General features: G+C 65.2%; 20 protein-coding genes and 1 pseudogene. 4 read left to right on the top strand and 17 right to left on the bottom strand.

What is annotated here, in order from left to right; translation table 11 throughout:
• The 3 genes and pseudogenes from ACTXPP_RS12140 to ACTXPP_RS12130 all read right to left on the bottom strand — a co-directional run.
• Positions 1-314, bottom strand: a pseudogene (locus ACTXPP_RS12140) (TnsA-like heteromeric transposase endonuclease subunit); the annotation flags it as partial.
• A gap of 483 nt (positions 315-797) precedes the next feature.
• Positions 798-2288, bottom strand: a complete 1491-nt coding sequence (locus ACTXPP_RS12135; protein ID WP_443342356.1) for an excinuclease ABC subunit UvrA — start codon at positions 2286-2288, stop codon at positions 798-800.
• A 131-nt stretch (positions 2289-2419) separates the two neighbouring features.
• Positions 2420-2914: a P-loop NTPase family protein gene (locus tag ACTXPP_RS12130; RefSeq protein WP_443342354.1), complete on the bottom strand. Its 495-nt coding sequence runs from the start codon at positions 2912-2914 to the stop codon at positions 2420-2422.
• Between the two features lie 66 nt (positions 2915-2980).
• On the opposite strand from ACTXPP_RS12130, the gene ACTXPP_RS12125 reads away from it, so the two are divergent.
• Entirely contained in the window at positions 2981-3940 is a 960-nt protein-coding gene (locus ACTXPP_RS12125; protein WP_443342352.1) for a helix-turn-helix transcriptional regulator, read from the top strand.
• A gap of 57 nt (positions 3941-3997) precedes the next feature.
• On the opposite strand, the gene mgtE is transcribed toward ACTXPP_RS12125, so the two are convergent.
• The 4 genes from mgtE to ACTXPP_RS12105 form a co-directional block, all read right to left on the bottom strand.
• On the bottom strand, positions 3998-5344 hold the full coding sequence (gene mgtE, locus ACTXPP_RS12120) for a magnesium transporter (protein WP_443342350.1): 1347 nt from the start codon (positions 5342-5344) through the stop codon (positions 3998-4000).
• A gap of 4 nt (positions 5345-5348) precedes the next feature.
• Positions 5349-5534, bottom strand: a complete 186-nt coding sequence (locus ACTXPP_RS12115) for a hypothetical protein (protein ID WP_301497321.1) — start codon at positions 5532-5534, stop codon at positions 5349-5351.
• A gap of 64 nt (positions 5535-5598) precedes the next feature.
• Positions 5599-6285 carry a YceI family protein gene (locus tag ACTXPP_RS12110; protein ID WP_443342347.1) on the bottom strand — a complete coding sequence of 229 codons (687 nt, stop codon included), beginning with the start codon at positions 6283-6285 and terminating at the stop codon, positions 5599-5601.
• A 63-nt stretch (positions 6286-6348) separates the two neighbouring features.
• Positions 6349-6747: a hypothetical protein gene (locus ACTXPP_RS12105; RefSeq protein ID WP_301497318.1), complete on the bottom strand. Its 399-nt coding sequence runs from the start codon at positions 6745-6747 to the stop codon at positions 6349-6351.
• Between the two features lie 179 nt (positions 6748-6926).
• Here ACTXPP_RS12105 and ACTXPP_RS12100 point away from each other — a divergent pair, with 179 nt between their 5' ends.
• Positions 6927-7307 carry an RNA polymerase-binding protein RbpA gene (locus ACTXPP_RS12100; RefSeq protein WP_443342345.1) on the top strand — a complete coding sequence of 127 codons (381 nt, stop codon included), beginning with the start codon at positions 6927-6929 and terminating at the stop codon, positions 7305-7307.
• An 82-nt stretch (positions 7308-7389) separates the two neighbouring features.
• Here the strand turns inward: ACTXPP_RS12100 and ACTXPP_RS12095 are convergent, their stop codons facing one another.
• Genes ACTXPP_RS12095 through ACTXPP_RS12085 form a run of 3 tightly spaced genes read right to left on the bottom strand, consistent with a single transcriptional unit; the run spans position 7390 to position 10301 of the window.
• Positions 7390-8196, bottom strand: coding sequence for a polyprenol monophosphomannose synthase (locus ACTXPP_RS12095; protein ID WP_443342369.1), 807 nt, complete (start codon positions 8194-8196; stop codon positions 7390-7392).
• Positions 8197-8222: 26 nt separating this feature from the next.
• Positions 8223-9839, bottom strand: a complete 1617-nt coding sequence (gene lnt, locus ACTXPP_RS12090; RefSeq protein ID WP_443342343.1) for an apolipoprotein N-acyltransferase — start codon at positions 9837-9839, stop codon at positions 8223-8225.
• The gene (locus ACTXPP_RS12085; protein WP_301497312.1) at positions 9840-10301 is read right to left on the bottom strand and encodes an FxsA family protein; all 462 of its coding nucleotides are present in this window, start codon (positions 10299-10301) and stop codon (positions 9840-9842) included.
• A 186-nt stretch (positions 10302-10487) separates the two neighbouring features.
• Between ACTXPP_RS12085 and ACTXPP_RS12080 the strand changes: the two genes are divergently transcribed.
• Positions 10488-10889 (top strand): hypothetical protein, encoded by a 402-nt coding sequence (locus ACTXPP_RS12080; RefSeq protein ID WP_443342341.1) that lies wholly within the window; start codon positions 10488-10490, stop codon positions 10887-10889.
• Positions 10890-10921: 32 nt separating this feature from the next.
• Here the strand turns inward: ACTXPP_RS12080 and ACTXPP_RS12075 are convergent, their stop codons facing one another.
• Genes ACTXPP_RS12075 through ACTXPP_RS12065 form a run of 3 tightly spaced genes read right to left on the bottom strand, consistent with a single transcriptional unit; the run spans position 10922 to position 13601 of the window.
• Entirely contained in the window at positions 10922-11653 is a 732-nt protein-coding gene (locus ACTXPP_RS12075; RefSeq protein WP_301520166.1) for an SDR family NAD(P)-dependent oxidoreductase, read from the bottom strand.
• A 2-nt stretch (positions 11654-11655) separates the two neighbouring features.
• A complete protein-coding gene (locus tag ACTXPP_RS12070; RefSeq protein ID WP_443342339.1) occupies positions 11656-12768 on the bottom strand; it encodes a M24 family metallopeptidase in 1113 nt (370 codons plus the stop codon).
• An 11-nt stretch (positions 12769-12779) separates the two neighbouring features.
• The gene (locus ACTXPP_RS12065; protein WP_443342337.1) at positions 12780-13601 is read right to left on the bottom strand and encodes a PE-PPE domain-containing protein; all 822 of its coding nucleotides are present in this window, start codon (positions 13599-13601) and stop codon (positions 12780-12782) included.
• Positions 13602-13683: 82 nt separating this feature from the next.
• Here ACTXPP_RS12065 and pcp point away from each other — a divergent pair, with 82 nt between their 5' ends.
• Positions 13684-14277 (top strand): pyroglutamyl-peptidase I, encoded by a 594-nt coding sequence (pcp, locus tag ACTXPP_RS12060; RefSeq protein WP_443342335.1) that lies wholly within the window; start codon positions 13684-13686, stop codon positions 14275-14277.
• Here the strand turns inward: pcp and ACTXPP_RS12055 are convergent.
• Genes ACTXPP_RS12055 through tatA (ACTXPP_RS12040) form a run of 4 tightly spaced genes read right to left on the bottom strand, consistent with a single transcriptional unit; the run spans position 14274 to position 18596 of the window.
• The gene (locus ACTXPP_RS12055) at positions 14274-17024 is read right to left on the bottom strand and encodes a DEAD/DEAH box helicase (protein ID WP_443342367.1); all 2751 of its coding nucleotides are present in this window, start codon (positions 17022-17024) and stop codon (positions 14274-14276) included. The genes pcp and ACTXPP_RS12055 overlap by 4 nt on opposite strands.
• Before the next feature lie 43 nt (positions 17025-17067).
• On the bottom strand, positions 17068-18156 hold the full coding sequence (gene tatC / locus ACTXPP_RS12050) for a twin-arginine translocase subunit TatC (RefSeq protein WP_443342365.1): 1089 nt from the start codon (positions 18154-18156) through the stop codon (positions 17068-17070).
• Positions 18134-18304 carry a Sec-independent protein translocase subunit TatA gene (gene tatA / locus ACTXPP_RS12045; RefSeq protein WP_301496022.1) on the bottom strand — a complete coding sequence of 57 codons (171 nt, stop codon included), beginning with the start codon at positions 18302-18304 and terminating at the stop codon, positions 18134-18136. Before tatA (ACTXPP_RS12045) ends, tatC begins: the two co-directional genes overlap by 23 nt.
• A gap of 13 nt (positions 18305-18317) precedes the next feature.
• Positions 18318-18596, bottom strand: coding sequence for a Sec-independent protein translocase subunit TatA (gene tatA, locus ACTXPP_RS12040; protein WP_443342333.1), 279 nt, complete (start codon positions 18594-18596; stop codon positions 18318-18320).
• Positions 18597-18706 lie beyond the last annotated feature (110 nt).

Genomic DNA, 18706 nt, shown 5'->3' with positions numbered 1-18706 from the left:
GTTTTCGTCGGCCAGAGAAGTGCCAAGGGTTGCGCGCTGATGGCGACAATATCCGGGTCATGGTCGGCTGACATGAGGAACTGCCGCTCCAGTAGGGATTCGAAGCGGATGTGGTCACGGGTTGTCGTAGAAAACCAGTATCCCTCGTAGTTGCGCTTGTGGCTCCAGGCGAAGAACTCGCGGATTGGTTCGGCCTGCTCGACGGGGATCTCGGACAGTGACGGGTGGAGGGCAAGGTTTTGAACCTCACCATCCAGGCTCAGGAGAACCCGCGTGTGGTCCGTTCCGTTGCGCGGAAGGTTCCGCAGGGCCATGTCGAAGACTCTCTGTGTTGAACGGTCCAGTGTCTGCAAGCGTATGCCAGGTGTAGTGAGAGGGGAAGGGTGAATCCGTAATATGCCAGATAGAGTGCGAAATATGCCAACTGGATTGAGACAGGTCAGCACATATTGCCCGGGGCAGAGCAGTCAGCATTCAAAGTGTCATAATGTATATTATCGGCGGTTAGGGGCTACTGGTGGTGGACCAGTGCATCGTAGGCATCTCCGGCCATTCCTGGTTGCCGATATCTACTGTCGGCCATCACGATACTGACCGCCTCACTGGGCGGCTCCGACGAATTATCGAGTCGCCGAGCCATATGGACTCGCTGACCCAAGGTCGATATGCGCTGCGCCTCGCAGGATCGCGAAGCCTCAACCTTGTCAGGTGATGATCCGGGCGCCAATCGAGCTCCCAGTGACCCTCTCTCTCCGACCCCCCACCCTTCCATATAACGTCACTGTGACGTAATATGGCTAGGTGAGCGACTCCCGGAAATGCTCCCCGGTAAGTGTTCCAGATGTCACCAACTCGCTCGGCGACCCACTGAACACCACACGGCCACCGTCCAGGCCCGCACCCGGACCAATGTCGACGACATGGTCAGCGTGCGCGGCCACCTGAAGACTGTGTTCGATCACGACGCCCGTCGCACCGTGATCAACGAGATCATCGAACAGCGACGACAAGCGCTCGACATCTGCACTGTGCAGTCCTGAGGTCGGCTCGTCCAAGATGATCCGCAACGGCGCAGAGCCGTCAGCCTCAGCATCCGCGATATGCTGCGCCAACTGCAGCCGTTGGCGCTCACCGCCGGACAGCGTGTCCAGCGTCCGTCCCACCGACAGGTAGCCGAGCCTCACACGCTCCATGCAGTGCAACCGTCGCCCTGCCGATCCTCCCAACAGCTCCGACAACTCCAACGGTCGCATGTCAGCAACCTCGGCGATACCGTGGCCGGCCACGTGGACGGACAAGGCATCCTCGTTGAATCCGGATCCGCCACAAGCCTCGCACGGCCGCTCTATGTCGTCAAGAAATGCCAGGTCAGTGATGACTATCCCGCGACCTTTACATTCGGGACATGCACCGGTGGAGTTCCTCGAGAACCACGATGACCCGAGCCCGCGTGAGCGTCCCGCCGCAGCGAACACGGAACGGACCTCATCGGACACGCCGAGCACAGTCAGCGGTGTGGAGCGCCGACCGCCCCGAAGTGGCAACTGGCTGATGACCGTGAATTCAGGGTTCTGGGTAGCAAAATCGTCGGTGACCAGGGATGATTTTCCACTTCCTGCAACACCGGTGACCACTGTAAGTACGCCGGCCGGGATCTGTGCGGTCACATTGCGGAGGTTGTTACTGCAGGCGTTCTCCACCGTGAACCATCCAGTCGCTTCGCGTTTCGCCGAGGTGATTGTCAGCGGAACGGTGGCGGTATCCGTCCCGGTCCGCATCACTTCCCCACCGTCGTCTCCAGCGCCGGGACCGAGTTCCACCACATGGTCCGAGGCCCGTATGACCGCCGGATTGTGCTCGACGACCAGCACGGTGTTCCCGCGGTCCCGGAGCGCACAGAGCAACTGGACCAGTCGCCCGACATCATGTGCATGGAGCCCCGCACTCGGTTCGTCGAAGATGTAGGTCACATCGGTCAGTGGGCTGCCCAGCTGACGAACGATCTTCACCCGTTGGGCTTCGCCACCCGACAAGCTCGGCGAGGAGCGCCCCAGCGTGAGATAGCCCAAACCGACCGTGACCAGGTTTTGTAGTGCCTCACCGATGGTTTCCAGTCCCGGTGCTGCGGCATCCCCGAGCTCGGTTGCGGCATCATCGAGGACCTCCACCAGTTCACTGACCGGGGTATCCGACCAGTCCGCGATCGAGCGGCCCTGGATGAGGCTGCGCCGCGCCGCCGCATTGATTCTCGCGCCCCCACATTCCGGACAGGTCCGCGTGTGTACCACCTGCTCAAGCCCCGCCCGCTCTACGGTGGTCAGACGGGACGGCGAACTGTCCACGTAGCGTTTACGCAGGCGAGGGACAATGCCGTCGAAGACGCCGTGGGCAGGGTATCCGGGCCCCGGGTTCTGCAGCCTCAGGTCCACGCTGGGTCGATCAATGCGTCCTCGTCGATGATCCGCTGCTCACCCAGTCCTTCGCAGGACGGGCACATTCCCGCCGGGTCATTCGGGTTGTACTCCGGTGAGAAGCCTGCGGACGGACTGCCGAAGCGCGAGAACAGGATCCGGAGTGCCCCGGCGACATCGACTGCCGTGGCAACCGTGGACCGGGCATTGCCGGAGAACCGACGCTGGTCGATGACCGTGGCAAAGGTCAATCCCTCGATGCGGTCGATGTCGGCCGGCGGATGCTGCGGAAGTCGATTGCGTACGAAAGACGGGCATCCGGCCGCGGCCGCGCGCTCCGCCTCGGCGGCGATGGTGTCGAAGACCAATGAGGATTTCCCCGATCCGGAGACCCCGGTGACAACGGTGAACCGGTGCTTCGGGATCCTGACGTCGATGTTCGCGAGGTTGTTGGTGCGGGCACCGGTGACGGTGATGTCCTGGATCTGCGCTGACTTTCTCATGATGTCGAGCCTATGGCCAACTGTGGCCGCATACTGTCCACAATAGGCTGCGGGAGGTGATGCTCCATGACTGAGTCTGCGTCGTCCGTGCCCTCTGGTGCCCGACTGCTCCGGCTCATCGCGCTGCTGCAGGACGGTGCCCGCTGGAGCGCCGACGACCTGGAACGGGCCACCGGCGTGCCTGGCCGAACGCTGCGCCGGGATCTCACCGCGCTGAAAGACCTCGGCTACCGCATCACCAGCACGCGCGGCCGCGGCGGACACTACCGCCTGGAAGGCGAGCCCCTTGGCCTCTCCTTGCCACTCCAGGAAGATGAAGCCGTCGCTGCGATCGTCAGTCTTCACGCCGCTGCCCAGGGAGCCGTTGGCATCGACTTTCCCGACGGGGCCGCCGCCCGCGACGAACGCAGGCTGTTGCAGTCTCTCTCCGCCGTAGAGCGCAGGCAGGCGAACCGGGCAATTGCCTCGCTTGAGTTCTCCGCGGTGCGGGAACAGGCGGTCGACAGCGCAACGTTCCCCCTGGTGTACCAGGCGATCTCCGGACACCGGGAAATCAACTTCGCCCACCATGGTGCCGGCGGTACGTTGCGCCGTTCGGTCGAACCGGCCCGTCTGGTCAGCATCAACCACCGCTGGTACGTCCACGGATGGGATCGGGACCGACGCGACTGGCGGACGTTCCGAATGGACCGGATCTCGGACATGGTCGTCACCGAGAACAGGTTCGTGCCTGCTCCCCTGCCCACCGGCGACTTGGTTGAAGCGATCCAAGCAAGCTTCGCTGGCGACGAAGACAACGTGGCGTCCAACCCGGACACCCGACTGGTGGTCCTGGAACTGGACGCCGACCCCGCCCCCGCAGCGTCCTCACTGCACCGCATCGACGGCGCACTGGAGCCTACGTCCGATGGCACGCGGACACGCTACACCGCACTGGTCGACTCCCATGAATGGCTGCTCACCGTGCTCGTGCTCAGCGATGAGGCTGTGGCACGGACAGCACAATGCTTCGGGCGTGCGCTCTAATATCTGTAGTACTGCTATACCGTGCTATAAGACGATCTGAACGCTATACCAAGGAAGCTACAACATGCTGGACAGGATGATCTGTGCGATCGTGAAGTAGATGATCAGACCCGTGGCGTCCACCAGCGTGGAAACAACGGGAGTGGAGAACACGGCCGGGTCCACACCGATCTTGCGGGCGATCAACGGCAGCACACCACCGACGATGCAGGCCCACATACAGATGAAGATGATCGTCAGTGACATCACCGCGCCGATGCGCCACTCGTAGATCAACGAGATGAACGGGAAGATCAACACGCCGAGGAACAGGCCCAGCAACAGGCCGACCCGCACCTCACGCCAGATGACCCGCCAGATGTCGCGGGGTTTCACCTCATCAACCGCCAGGGCACGCACCACCGACGACGCCGCCTGTGAACCGGCGTTACCGCCGGTACCGGTGATCATCGGGACGAATGTCGCCAACACAACCACCGCAGCCAACGTGTCCTCGAAGAAGGACATCACGTTCACGGTCAGCACGGCAGTGAGGATCAGCACCAGTAGCCACACCCCGCGCTTGCGGGCCAGGTGGAACACCGTCGCCGAAAGATACGGCTGCTCCAGTGGTTCGGAACCACCGGCACGGTAGGCATCCTCGGTGACCTCGGACTCGAGGATCTCCATGGCGTCATCGACAGTGAGCATGCCGAGGAAGCGGTCCTCCTCATCAAGCACCGGCAGCGCCAGCAGGTCAGCCTCCTGCATCAGTCGGGCGGCGACCTCCTGGTCCACTGTCGCACTGACCGCATGGGTCTCCTCGTTCATCAGGTCGGCGACCAGGACGTCATCAGCGGCACTGACCAACGTGGCCAGGTTCACCACGCCGACCAGGTGACGGGTCTCGTCCACCACGGCGAGCACGGCGATGTCCCGGTTACGCAGCTCACGGCCCCGCAGCTTCGCCAGCGCCTGCTGACGGGTGTTGCTCACCGCGATGGTCGTCGGCACCGGGGTCATCACGCGGCCAGCGGATTCCTCGGGGTAGCCGAGCAATTTAGCGGTGATCGCCCGGCGATCCTCAGGCAGCCCGGCCATCATCTTCGCCGCGACATTGGCCGGCATCTCCCCGAGAAGCCGGGCACGGTCGTCGTCCGGCAGACTCAGCAGCAACTCGGCGTAATGCCCCTCCCGCAGCTCGTCGATGAGCTCCCTCTGGTGGGCGACATCCATGTACTCGAACACCTGCAGTGCCCGGTCCTTGTCGAGCAGGCGGAAGAGGAACGCCTGCTCGGAGGTGTCACTGCGGGTCATCTCGTCGGCGATGTCCACGGTGGTCATCGCCTGGAGGCTCTCCTGGATCGCGGGGATGTCCCGGTCGTCGATCTGGTCGGCGAAATCCTGCGGCTGGGGCTTGGTCATCGTTTCAGCTCCTGTAACGCTCGTCGCGGTAGAGCTTGAGCAACTGGTAGACCGTCACCCCCAGGAAGAGGACGCAGACACCCGCGCAGATGTATGCCACGGTGCCACCGAGGCCGATCAGGATGAGTGTGGCGATGATCAGTGTCGCCAGTCGCACCCACCGGGTGATGACCATAACCTCGTTACTCACCGGTACTCCCCTTCTCTTAGGTTCCAGACGTCCACACGAGAACCACTCGCGCGGACCGCGCTGACTAGTCCTGCTGACCGAACACCAGCAATAGGTCAACGGTACCTTCTTCGGCGATCTGCGATGCCACGAACTCCGGCGACACGATCCCGTAGGCCTCCCGCTCCACCGGGACCTGCCCCTCGACGATCACGTTGTCGCCGGTGCGCAGGACGCGCAGCTCGGCCTCCACCTCCTTGGTGGTGCCGTGCATGGTGAGCTCACCGGTCGCGGTCACCGTGTCGACTGTGCCGTCGTCCGGCAGTGACGACAGGTCCACAGGTTCGGTGATGCTGAACGTGGCCTCCGGGTACTTGTCGGCGTGCAGGATGTTGTCGCGGACATGGATGTCGCGCTTCTCGATGTCGGAGGTGATGCTGGCGACGTCGACGGTCACCTTCCCTTCCTCCAGGACACCGTCGGCGACCAACAGGGAGCCGGTGACGTCCTCGGTGCGTCCGGACGTGGACTTCTCCTGCCCCGGGAGGACCTCGTCGAAAGTGTAGCCGGCCTGGGAGATGTTGGCGCCCTGGCCACGGACCACGTCCCAGTGGCCGTCAAGGCCGACGGTGGCGGCCTCCCCCGTCCCTTCGTCGATCGACGCGGTCTGCAGTCCCTCGTCGGTCAGGAGTCGGTACACCGGAGGCACCACCACCGCGATGGCTATGGCGATTACCCCCACGATGACCAGTGTCAAGATTCCCTTCTTCATGACTGTCCAGTCTAGTCGGTGGGGGTGGCGGAAACCCTATTCGTCCAACCCTATAAATCGGCCTTATCGCTTGTCCCCGTCCGCGTCCATGACTCCGCCCTCCTCCCTGTCCCGGGAGCGGATCGTCTCGGCACGACGGGCCAGCGCGACCAGTTCCCCGCACAACGCGGTGACACTGTCGGCGTCCTCCCCCTCGGCCACGGCCGCGGCAATGTCCTCGGCACCACACCTGATCTCGAAGAGCCGGTCGGTGAGCTCCTCGGCCGCCGTCGAGGAGAGGATCAGGGCATCCGTCGGCACGCTGGTACCGGCCAGCGCCTGACGCTGCTCATAGGCGCGCTGGCGGCACGACTGCCGACAGTAGCGGCGCCGACGGCCCGGTCCGTCCTGCACGATCTCCCGGCCGCACCAGGCACAGCGCACCGGTGTTGGGGTGGTTCGGTCGGAAGTCGGCTGGTCCATTCCCCCATCATCGCACGATAGTGGCCTGCGCGAGCGTGTCGCCGCTGAGCTGGGGCGTGGGGTAGGCTGGTGTGGTTAAGCAGTCCGGGAATTATTGCGGCGCCTGATCCGTTGAGGAGTCATGACAGGCGTCGCAGAACCGTGACGCCGAGTACACAGTGACGAAGGGTGATTCACCGATGGCAGATCGTGTCCTGCGTGGCAGTCGTATGGGGGCCGTCTCCTACGAGACCGACCGTGACCACGACCTGGCTCCCCGCCAGATGACGAAGTACCAGACCGACTCCGGTGAGATCTTCGAGGTCGCCTTCGCTAACGACGCCGAGATCCCCAACGAGTGGATGTGCAAGAACGGCCAGCTCGGCCAACTGATCGAGGGTGTCGGCCAGGAGGCCAAGCCGGTCAAGCCCCCGCGTACCCACTGGGACATGCTGCGCGAACGTCGCTCCATCGAAGAGCTTGATGTGCTGCTCGAGGAGCGCGTGGAGCTGCTGCGTAAGCGTCGCCGCAACGCCATGAAGCTGATGAAGGAGCAGGAGCAGGCCAACGCCGGTTCCTGAGCGACGCCACTGACGCTGCTACACATCACGGCCGGTCCCCCTCGCGGGACCGGCCGTCATGCTGTCTACCTGCCTGTGGGTACTATCTGCTATGCAGCTTCTGGCGCACCGAGGCCGAACCCAACGCCCAGAACGAGGACACCAGGTTCGACAACTGCGCGGCCCGGTGGCGCACACCCCAGGCGGTCACGGCCAGCAGGCTGTCCTTGACGAAGCTGCCCGCAAGCTTCGACTCCCCGATCTCACGCTCGGTGAAGGTGATCGGCACCTCGTCGACCCAGAACCCGGCCTCGACCGCGCGGAACGCCAGGTCCACCTGGAAGATGTATCCGGCGTCCGAGAGCGCGTCGAGGTCCAGGGACTCGACCAATTCCCGCCGGTAGGCACGGTAACCGGCGGTCATGTCCGACAGCCCGGCACCGAGGGCCAGGGAGATGTAGATATTGCCGGCCTTCGACAGGAACCACCGGTTCCACGGCCAGTTCACCACCTTGCCACCGGGCACGTAGCGTGAGCCGATGACCAGGTCAGCCCCCTTGTCGACCAGGGCGAGCAGGTCGGCGAGCTGTTCGGGGGCGTGGGAGCCGTCGGCGTCCATCTCACACAGCACGGTGTAGTTCGCCTCTGCGGCCAGACCCCAGCGGAATCCGGCGACGTAGGCACCGCACAGTCCACCCTTGCCCTCACGGTGCAGGACGTGGATGTGCTCGTCCTGCTCCGCCATGCGGTCGGCCAGCTCACCGGTACCGTCCGGACTGTTGTCGTCGACGATGAGGACATCGACGCGCTCCGGTTCAGCCGCACGGACGCGTCCCACGATCAGCGGAAGGTTCTCCACCTCGTCGTAGGTCGGGATGATGACCAGGGTCCGGTCGCTGGGACGGGACAATGGTGATGCTGCTGCCACGCTGTTGCCTACCTCTTCTTCCTGTTCTTCCGACTGTTCTTGGTGCCGACGAGTGCTCGCGTACCCGCGAAGAGCACGATACCGGTTCCCAGCAAGGCGAGCAGCCACTCACCCACCGGGCCGATCCGTGCCGACATGGTCTCAGTATCCCGCAGCTCGATGTCCTCCTGCAGTAGACCCGCCCGGAAGATCTCGGTGCGGTCGACCACATCACCGTTCGGATCCACGATCGCCGACACCCCGGAGGTCGCCGCGACGACGACACTGCGGTCGTACTCCAGCGCCCTCATCCGGTTCATGGCCAACTGCTGGTAGGTCATGTCGGTGAAGCCGAAGGTGGCGTTGTTGGTGGGGCTGGCGAACACGGTCGCCCCGTTGTTCACCGCGTCACGGTAGGCGGCGTCGAAACTGACCTCGTAGCAGGTGGCCACTCCGACGGTGATGCCGTTGGCCTCGACCACGCCGGGACCGTCGCCGGGTTTGAAGTTGCCGGCCTGGTCCACGTACGGGCTGAAGTTCCGTAGGAAGTCACGCATCGGCATGTACTCCCCGAAGGGCTGGAGGAACTTCTTGATGTGCTCTTCGCCGGGGCCGGTCTCCGGGTCCCAGACGATGAATGTGTTGCGGGCGCCGACCTCGTCGCTGGTGATTGTGCCGACGAGCAACGGCACGCCGACGGCGGCGGCCGCCTCACTGATGTCCTCATAGGCGTCGGTGTCGGTCAGCGGGTTGATGTCCGAGGCATTCTCCGGCCAGATGACCAGGTCAGGACGTTCCCGGTCGCCGCTGTCGACCTCTTCGGCCAGCCGGTGGGTGGCGTCGAGGTGGTTCTGGAGCACTGCCCGGCGCTGCTCGTTGAATCCCAGGCCGAGACGCGGGACGTTGCCCTGGACTGCGGCGATGGAGACCGTGTCGTCCGATGCGGACTCCGAGGTCGTCCCACCCCAGGACGTCGGGACGGCTCCGAGCACCAGTCCTCCGCCGAGCGTGACGGCGAGGGTACCGGCGGTGGTGATCCATCTCCGAGCGACGAGGAGGGCCACGGCGACACCGGACAGCACGACCATGAAGGTGACCAGTGCGGGGCCGGCGACGGCCACCCAGTTCTCCATCGGGCCGGTGAGTTGGCCCCATGCGACCCGCGACCAGCCGAAACCGCCGAAAGGCCAGTTGGAGCGCAACCATTCGGTGGCGACGAACCACGCAGGTACCCCGATCAGCAGGATGGCGGTGGGAAGGCTGCCTGCGAGGGTGGCTGGGTTGCTTGCAGCTCTGCTGCGCCGGCGGGACCACAAGGTCAGCAGCGCCAGGCCGGCACCGAAGAGTAGGCCGAAGAGGGATTCGAGGAGGGACAGGCCGATCCAGGCGATCGCACCGACCTCCTCACCGACCCACGGCAGCAGGAACAGGTAGCAGGCCATGGCCTGGACCCAGGACAGCCACAGCGACCAGCCCCACACGCCCTTGGTCGATGACCCCGCGTTGGTCAGCGCATGGTGAATCGCGAGGAAGTAGACCGCGAAGCCGAGCGGCGCAGCCCACCACAGTCCGGTGGGCTGGTAGGACGCGAAAAGCCCGACCCCGGCCACGAAGGCCGCGGCCGTGAGGAGGAGAAAACGGATCACTTACTTGCCGTCGAACTCGTCATCCCGGTGGTCGATGACCTCGCCCCAGCCTTGGACGTCCTTGGTCTGCGGCATGCTCACCCCGGAGACCGTGGTGAAGGATGCCCCGCCGAACTTCGTGACCTGACGGCGCAGACTACCGCCGATCGTCTTACGGACGAGTGTGCGGGTCGGCGGGAGCAACAGGAAGATGCCGAACAGGGCGCTGAACAGGCCCGGCAGAGCGACCAGAACAGCACCGACCGCGGTGAGTGCGGCGTCGGCGGTCAGTCGACCCGGGTGCTCCTTGTCGTTCATGGTGCGGCGTACCAGCTCGCGGAACTGCCACCCCGCCAGCGCGATACCTCCGATGAAGGCCACGAGGGTGAGCAGGACTGTCCAGCCGAAACCGATCCAGGCTCCGATGAGAATGAAGAACAGGACCTCGGTGAGGATGTACACGAGCGGCAGGACACTTGGCATGCCCGTCATTCTACCTGTGCTCCTGAGACACCTGCCGTGATCATGGCCTATGTTCGCCTACAGCGACCGCTTCCCGTCGGCGATCGCCCACCGACCGGCGGGATTTCACCGATTCCTTGGACCGCAGGCGGCCGGTCCGATACCTTTATGTTTCTACTACATCTTTCCGAAAGGTCGAACAACTCCATGAATCGTCTCCGCCGCAGCAGCGTCGCCCTCGCTGTCGCCGTCTCCACCGTCTTCGCCGGTGCCGCCGTGACCCCCGCCGTCGCACAGTCCTCCGACATCTCCTCCTCCTCGGAGATCACCCAGTCGATCGAGGGGTCTTCCGCCGACCTGCCCTCCGGCTCCAGCGACCTCGCCTCCGGCTCCAGCGACCTCGATATCCCCGCCTCCTCCTCCGATATCGTCGGCTCCATGTCGGACCTGACCGACGGCGAGATCAGCGGCTCCCTCGACAACGCCTGCGGCACCACCGAATTCGGCGACCTGATCAGCTGCGCGCTCGCCGCCACCGTGGGAGTCACCGCAGCTCTCGCCATCGTCGGCGTTCTGCGCACCGTGCTCTACGAGGTCGCCGGGATCTAGTCCAAGATCTGGCCCAAGATCTGGCCCAGGATCTAACGCGGAGCCATCCGCCACAGCCACCGCGGGACGAACGACGTCGCTGCGGCAAGCACCCCCAGTCGCCGGGGCACCCACACATCACGGGTGCCCCGGCGCACTGCGTCGACGGTGGCCTCAGCCACGACATCGGCGGTCACCGACATCGGCGCCGGATCCATCCCCTCGGTCATCTGACCGATGACGAAACCAGGACGCACCACCGTCAGCGTCACACCGGTGCCCCGCAGGGCGTCCTGCATGCCCTGGCAGAAACCGTCCAACCCGGCCTTCGCGGAACCGTAGACGTAGTTGGGACGCCGTACCCGGGCGCCGGCGATGGACGAGAACGCCACCAGCGTGCCTGTGCCCCGGTTCTTCATCCGGTGCGAGAGTTCGGTGAGCAACACCGCCTGGGCGGTGAAGTCGGTGTGCAGTACCCGCTCCACCTCTCCACCGTCACGCTCGGCGAGTTGCTGGTCACCCAGCACCCCGAAAGTGGCGATGGCGATGTCGATCGGGCCCTGCTCCTCGATGGTCTCGATGACGCCCGGCTGGGCCGCGCAGTCGGTGGCGTCGAAGAAGACCGTCTCGACACTGCGTGCCCCGGCCGTCCGGCAGGACGCCTTGAGGTCTTCGAGCGCCTCGGGGCGGCGGGCTGCCAGCACGAGGTCATTGTCCGGGGCCAGGCGGGTGATGATCTCCCCGCCGATCTCACTGGTGGCGCCGAAGAGTGCGATGCGGCTCATGATCAGTGTCCTGTCGTGGTTGTGTCGGTCAGGGCGTGGCTGGTGGTGTTCAGTGGTTCGCAGCCCTCAGCGGTGAGCACCACGATGTCCTCGATGCGCGCACCCCAGTCGCCGGGAACGTAGATCCCCGGTTCGATGGAGAACGCCATCCCCTCCACCAGCGGAAGATCATTGCCGGCGATGATGAACGGTTCCTCATGCCCGGACAATCCGATGCCGTGGCCGGTGCGGTGGGTGTAGAACTCCCCGTAGCCGGCGTCGGTGATGATGTCGCGGACAAGGCTGTCCAGCTCAGCGGCGGTGACCCCGGGCTTCGCGGCGGCCAGCCCCGCCTCCTGTGCCTGCTGAAGCACCCGGTAGGCATTCTGCTGTTCCGGGCTCGGCTCACCGATGACATAGGTACGGGTGCAGTCGGAGTGGTAGCCGGAGTTCAGGGTGCCACCAATGTCGACGACCACCACATCCCCGACCTGCAGCACCCGGTCGGAGAAACTGTGGTGCGGGTCTGCCCCGTGCGGACCGGAGCCGACAATCACGAAGTCGACGGCGACATGCTCGGCAAGGATCAGCTCGGTGAGCTCGGCGGCGACGTCAGCCTCGGTGCGTCCCGGCTGCAGCATTGCCGGAACCTGCAGGTGGACGGTGTCGATGGCCTGTCCGGCACGACGCAGCTGGTCGATCTCCCCGGTATCCTTGACCATGAACACCTCGCGTAGCACGGTCGTGGCGTTGACGGTGGTCACTCCCCTGGACTGCAGGTTCAGCAGATGATCGGCGGTCATGGCACCGGACACGGCGACAGTCGCCTTCTCCGGCAGCTGCAGCAGGTCGAGCGGATCCTCCCCGTCGGTCCAGGGGACGATCTCCACGCCGAGTTCGCCGGTGACTCCGGCACGCAGAGCGGCGGCATCGACGCCGGGCACCACGATGCGGCGACTCTCCGGTGTGACGACCAGGGCGCTGAACCGCTCGTGGGTGTCGATGTCGCTGGCGAGCAGGAACTGCAGGTCCGGGCCGGGTGTCAGTACGGCGGCGTCGAGATCGCGGTCGGCCAGCTGGTCGGCGACGGCGTCGAGACGGGCCCGGTACAGGTCGGTGGGGAATGGAGAATGCATGGTTGCCAAGTCTAGGCGCTCGTTGAGCAGCCCAGCTCGGCGACACAGCGGTCACCGGTCGGCTGCCCGGCCACCGTGGCACGCAACCAGAGGGCCATATTCTCCAGGTAGGTCGCGGTCGTCCCCTCCTCCGTGCGGACACCGTAGGAGATGTGGTCATCACCCCGGTACCCGTCGATGAGGCGTCGTGCTTCGCCGAACCGGACCTTCTCGCCGTCGAGGTCCTTCATGTCGACCGCGTAGGCCGGGTTCCGGCGTAGTGTCACCGCACGCCTGGCCTGCTGACGCAGCGCCAGCGGAGAGTCCCACCCGACGTCCGGGGTCCACTGTGCGAGAAGCCGCAGTGGGCTGTTGTCGGGACACAGGCAGATCCCGTCGTCAGGGTCGGCGGCCCACCGGGCGGGGATGTCCGTGATCGGGGACTCACCCCGGATCCCGTACCGGTCGGCATCCCCGGTGGCCAGGCGAGGTTGCTCGGGGTCGGAGACGAATCCGACGGCGGCGATCTTCCGACGCTCGCCGGTACTGAGCTGGTCCAGGGTGCGGTGGACCACCACTGCCCCACCGGAGTAGCCGAGCAGGACGACGCGGTTGCCGTCACCGATGGCCTCCCTGACCATGGTGGTCAGGCTGGTTGACCCACTGTCCACGGCATCCAGGAACGGGACGCGTCCCTCGCGGCGTTCCCCGGCCGGTCCGTACTGTGCGAGCCAGGGGTTCTCCAGGCAAGTCCAGTCTGAGGGTAGCAGATCAGTGACACCGGAGAGGGTGGGTCCGGGTTCCGGCTCCCCGATGCCGCGGTTCCGGATGACGACGATTCCTGCTTCCTTCATGACTCCGACACTAGTCCGCCAACCTTGCAGGTCACTGTGGTGGTGCTGGACTAGTCTTGGATATGTGAGTAGACGAGTACTGGTGACGGCCTTCGAACCCTTCGGCGGAGACATGGTCAATCCGACGATCGCCGCACTGGAGGCTCTGCGCTCCACGGTGGACGGTGGTGAGTTGCCCGGTATGGGCCTGACCGGCCGCGTTCTCCCCGTCGAGTTCGAGCGCGCTCAGCAGCAGATCAGCGAACTGATCACCGAAACCGATCCGCACGCGGTGATCTGTCTCGGGCTGGCGGGCGGCCGGACCAGGGTCACCCCCGAGCGCCTCGCGGTCAACCTCATGGACGCACGCATCCCGGACAATGCCGGGACGCAACCGACCGATGAGCCGGTCGTCCCCGATGGCCCGGCGGCATACTTCTCTACCCTGCCGGTCAAGGCGATGGTAGATGCCCTCACCGAAGCACAGGTCCCGGCCGAGGTGTCGATGACGGCGGGCACCTATGTGTGCAATACGGTGCTCTACCGGGTACTCCACTCCCTGGCGTGTACGAGCACCCACACCGGTGCGATCCCCGCCGGTTTCATCCACGTTCCCCACCCGGACGTGATGGACCAGGAGACCATCAACCGCGCCGTCCAGGTGTGCGTGCGCACAGTCACCGACCAGCTGTCCTAGCCGGTGGAGGCACCCAGCTCCACGACCCCGCGACGGATGGCCGGCACGGCCTTACGCGCCGCAGCCTTCACCGAGTCTGAGTAGCCGGTGTGCCGGATCTGCTCCAACAGGTCGATGACCCGGTTGCACCAGCGCACGAAGTCGCCGGCACTCAGGCTCGCGCCGGAGGCGTCGGCGGCACGCAAGCAGTAGTCCAGCGGCGCACCGGCGGTCCACTGGTGCAGCGCGGTGGCGAACCCAGGGTCCGGGTCGCGGGTCAACGGCAGCCGGTGACGCTGCTCGTCCGCGGTCAGTTCGCCGTGGATCCGGTACACCGCAGACATCGCGGTGGCCAGCGCCTCGGTCGGCACACCGTCATCGCCGCCGTCGGTTTCCCGACGGTTCTCGAAGACCAGCATGGAGACCACCGCCGCCAACTCGGCCGGGTCCAGGTCGTCCCATACCCCGCGACGCAGACACTGGGCGACCAGCAGGTCGGCCTCGTGGTGCACCCCGGCCAGGCGACGTCCCTCCGAGGTGATCCGGGTGGTGGTGATGTCGCCCTCGCGCACATCGGTGCCACCGTCGGTCTCGACGTAATCGAGCTCACCGAGCAGTTCCAGGATCCGGTCGAAGGTCTTCGACAGGGACTCGGTCTCGGGCGCCTGGGACTCGAGTTCGCGTTCCAAGGTGCGCCTGGCGGCGATGACCCGCTCGGCCGGGCGGGCGAGATCCTCGCGTTCCCGTAGCGCATGGACCGGGTGCATGTGCACCTGGTCGCGCAGCGCGGCGGCCTTCTTCGAGCCGCCGCGTGCCTTCGGCTTGAGCTGCTTCGGACGGTCCACTTTCTGTCGACGCAGCATCGACGCCACCGTCCGCGCGTTGCGCTTCGGGCTTCGCTGCACGTTCTTCGGCAGGCGCATATGCCCCAACGGCACCGGCACATTGCCGAAGGACTCGGTGGCCACCGGACCGCACCAGCCATCCTCGGTGATGATCCACGGACGAGGGTCCCGGTGGTGGGAGTCGCTGCGCACCACAGCGGCGATCTGCGGGTTCTTGCCGGTCGGCAGGGCGAGGATATCCCCGACCGACAGACTGGAGAGCAGCTTGGAGGTCTCCACCGAACGGTCCTTGGACGCGTCCTTCTTCGCGCGGCGTTCCTCCAGGGTCAGGTCACGGCGCAGGGCCGCGTAGTCCAGTACGTCCTGCGTGCTCAACCCCTCGGCAGGCCTTCCACGGCCGCGGTCGACGCGGGACACCGCGCTGGCCAGCTCGCGTTCCAACTCGGAGAGATCCCGGCGACGTCGTGTGGCCCGCTCGGCCTGCTCCACCACCGTCGAGGCGGCCTGGTACTGGGCGAAGGAACGGTCCAGCAGCCGGTGGGCCTCGACATAGCCCTTGGTGGAGATCAGGTTGACCGCCATGTTGTAGCCGGGGCGGAAGGTCGAGTCCAGCGGGTAGGTGCGGGTCTGCGCCAGGTTCGCCACCCCGTGCGGGTCGATGCCGCGGTGCCACAGCACCAGAGCGTTGCCCTGGGTGTCGATGCCGCGGCGTCCGGCGCGTCCGGTGAGCTGGGTGTACTGCCCCGGAGTCAGCTCGACGTGGCCCTCTCCGTCGAACTTGATCAGCTTCTCCAGTACCACGGTGCGGGCGGGCATGTTGATGCCCAACGCCAGGGTCTCGGTGGCGAAGCAGACCTTGAGCAGGCCACGGGAGAACAGGTCCTCGACGATGTGGCGGAAGGCCGGCAGCATCCCGGCGTGGTGGGCTGCGTAGCCGTTGCCCAACGCCCGGCGCCACTGCCGGAAGCCCAGCACCCCGAGGTCCTCGGTGTCGATGCCGGCGACCCCGGCATCGACGGTGGTCAGGATGTCATCGCGTTCGGCATCGGTGGTCAGTCGGATACGGTCGACGAGCAGCTGCCGGACCGCACCATCGCAGCCAGCCCGGGAGAAAATGAAGTAGATCGCCGGCAGCATCGAGGCCTTACGCATCGACATGACGACGTCGGTGCGCTTCGGGCCCTGGCGGCGTCCGGACTCCTCGGCACGCGCGGACGCGGCGACGACCGCCCGGTTGACCTCGCGGTCACGGGGCTGGTGCTGCGACGTCGTTGACTTCTTCCTGCGGGGTTCCTCGTAGAGAGGCAGGATCTGCGAGCCGACCATCATGAACTGGTCCAGCGGTACCGGACGATGGGTGGTGACCACCAGATCGGTCTGCCCGCGGACGGTGGAGAGCCAGGACCCGAACTCCTCGGCATTCGACACCGTCGCCGACAGGCTCACCAGGATCACCGAGGGGTCCAGGTTGAGGATCGTCTCCTCCCAGACCGGCCCGCGCGACGGGTCGGCCAGGAAGTGGACCTCGTCCATCACCACGTGGGTCAGCCGGTCCAGACGGTCGGACTCGGCGTAGGCCATGTTGCGCAGCACCTCGGTGGTCATCACGACGACCGGGGCATCCCCGTTGATGCTGACGTCACCGGTGAGCAGTCCGACCCGGTCAGCGCCGTAGATGGCGACCAGGTCGTGGTACTTCTGGTTGCTCAGCGCCTTGATCGGGGTGGTGTAGAAGCAGGTGCCGTCCAGCCGGAATGCCTCGTGGACGGCGAACTCCCCCACCACCGTCTTACCGGCGCCGGTGGGCGCACAGACAAGTACACCGCGGCCGTGGGCGATGGAGTCGGCGGCGGTCAGCTGGAAGTCGTCCAGCGGGAACTCGTAGGCCGCGGCGAAGGCCTCGACTGCGGGGTGGCGGGGCACAGTGGCTTCGGTGGCTTCCGTGGCTTCGATGGGCGCGCTGGACTCAGAGGATGTCGTCAAAGTTGTTTCTACCGTTGGTGCTTTCAGCATCGAAGTTGGTGGGGTTGGCGGGGGTGCCGGCCTGAGGATCACGGTGCCGGGTCTTGCCGGCCGCGTGGGTCACCTTCGGACCGGTGCCGGACGCTACGTCGTTGATCGGGGCGGCGTCGCCGATGATGGACGCAGACTCGTCGTCGAGATCGTCCGGGATATCGTCGATCAGGCCCTTCTTCTTACGACGGTAGTCGTTGAAGTGGGCGATCTGCGTGGCGATCTCCATCATCAGGCACATCGAGGTCGCCAGAATCACCATCGAGATCGGGTCGCCACCGGGTGTCATGAACGCGGCGAAGATGAACAACACCAGGATGACGTACCGACGCTTGTCCTTCAAGGTGTCGTACCGCAACACACCCACCACATTGAGCATCACGATGATCAGCGGCAGCTCGAAACTCAGCCCGAAGACCAGCAGCAGCATCAACAGGAAGTTGAAGTAGGACGTTCCGTTCAACGCCGCGATCTGCGCCTCGTCACCGATGGTGAGCAGGAACTCCAGACCGTAGTTCACGACGAAGAACGCCAGCACCGCACCGGCCACAAACAGCAGCGTGGCGGCGCCGACGAAGACGCGGGTCCACATCTTCTCGTTCTTCTTCAACCCCGGGGTGATGAACCCCCAGAGTTGTCCCAGCCAGAACGGCGCGGACAGCACCAGACCGGCGAGGAAACCGATCTTCAGGCGCAGGACGAACATCTCGAAGGGCGTCGTCGCTAGCAGGCGACACTCCCCGGAATCACTGCCGAAGCGAAGCTCAGGGTCCAGGTTGCAGTAGGGCCCGCGCAGGATCTCGCCGAGACTCGGCGTGCCGAACACCCCGGTGCCGTACCAGGTGTACCCCAGGATCGTGCCCACGGCCATTGCCGCCACGGCGATGAGGACGCGTCCGCGAAGCTCGCGAAGGTGCTCGACCAGGCTCATCTCCTGCTCGGTCGAGCGTCGCTTCTTCTTAGCAGACTTCCGGCGGGGCCGGGTGGGCACCCGCACAGTCCGCTCTGCAGAGGAACTGTCAGTCATTGGTGTGTGCGACAGGCTGTTCGTCGTTCTTCATCTCGCGGACCTCGGACTTGAAGATCCGCATGGAACGACCCAGGGAGCGTGCCACGTTCGGCAGCTTGTTGGCGGTGAAGAGCACCACGATGACCAGCGCAATGATGAGTATTTCCAAGGTACCCGGCATGGTGAGGGGACTCCTACAGGTCGTTCTTCTTGGTGGAGTCGACACGATCAACCGGCTCCACCGGGTCAGTGGTGAAGTCGTTGGCGATCCGGTCGGCCTCGGAGGGTGCAGAGGACTCAGGAGCCTTCTCCACCTGGGGCTGGTCGTCGTTCTTCATCTCACGTACCTCGGACTTGAAGATGCGTGCGGACCGCCCGACGGAACGCGCGAGGTTGGGCAGCTTCGACGCACCGAAGAGCAGGAGGATGATCAGGACAATGATCAGGATTTGCCACAAGCTGACGCCGCCCATTGGTACCGGCCTTTCATTAGGTCAGGCAACAGTCGTTGCCTTCGGTTTAGTCGACTGCACCTCGGTGCAGTGTCACTGTGCTGCAGTGCCACAGTGATGATCAGTGAGAA

The organism is Candidatus Corynebacterium faecigallinarum, from assembly GCF_052264515.1.
GTDB classification, from domain to species: domain Bacteria; phylum Actinomycetota; class Actinomycetes; order Mycobacteriales; family Mycobacteriaceae; genus Corynebacterium; species Corynebacterium faecigallinarum.
This window is presented reverse-complemented; position numbering and strand designations above follow the sequence as displayed.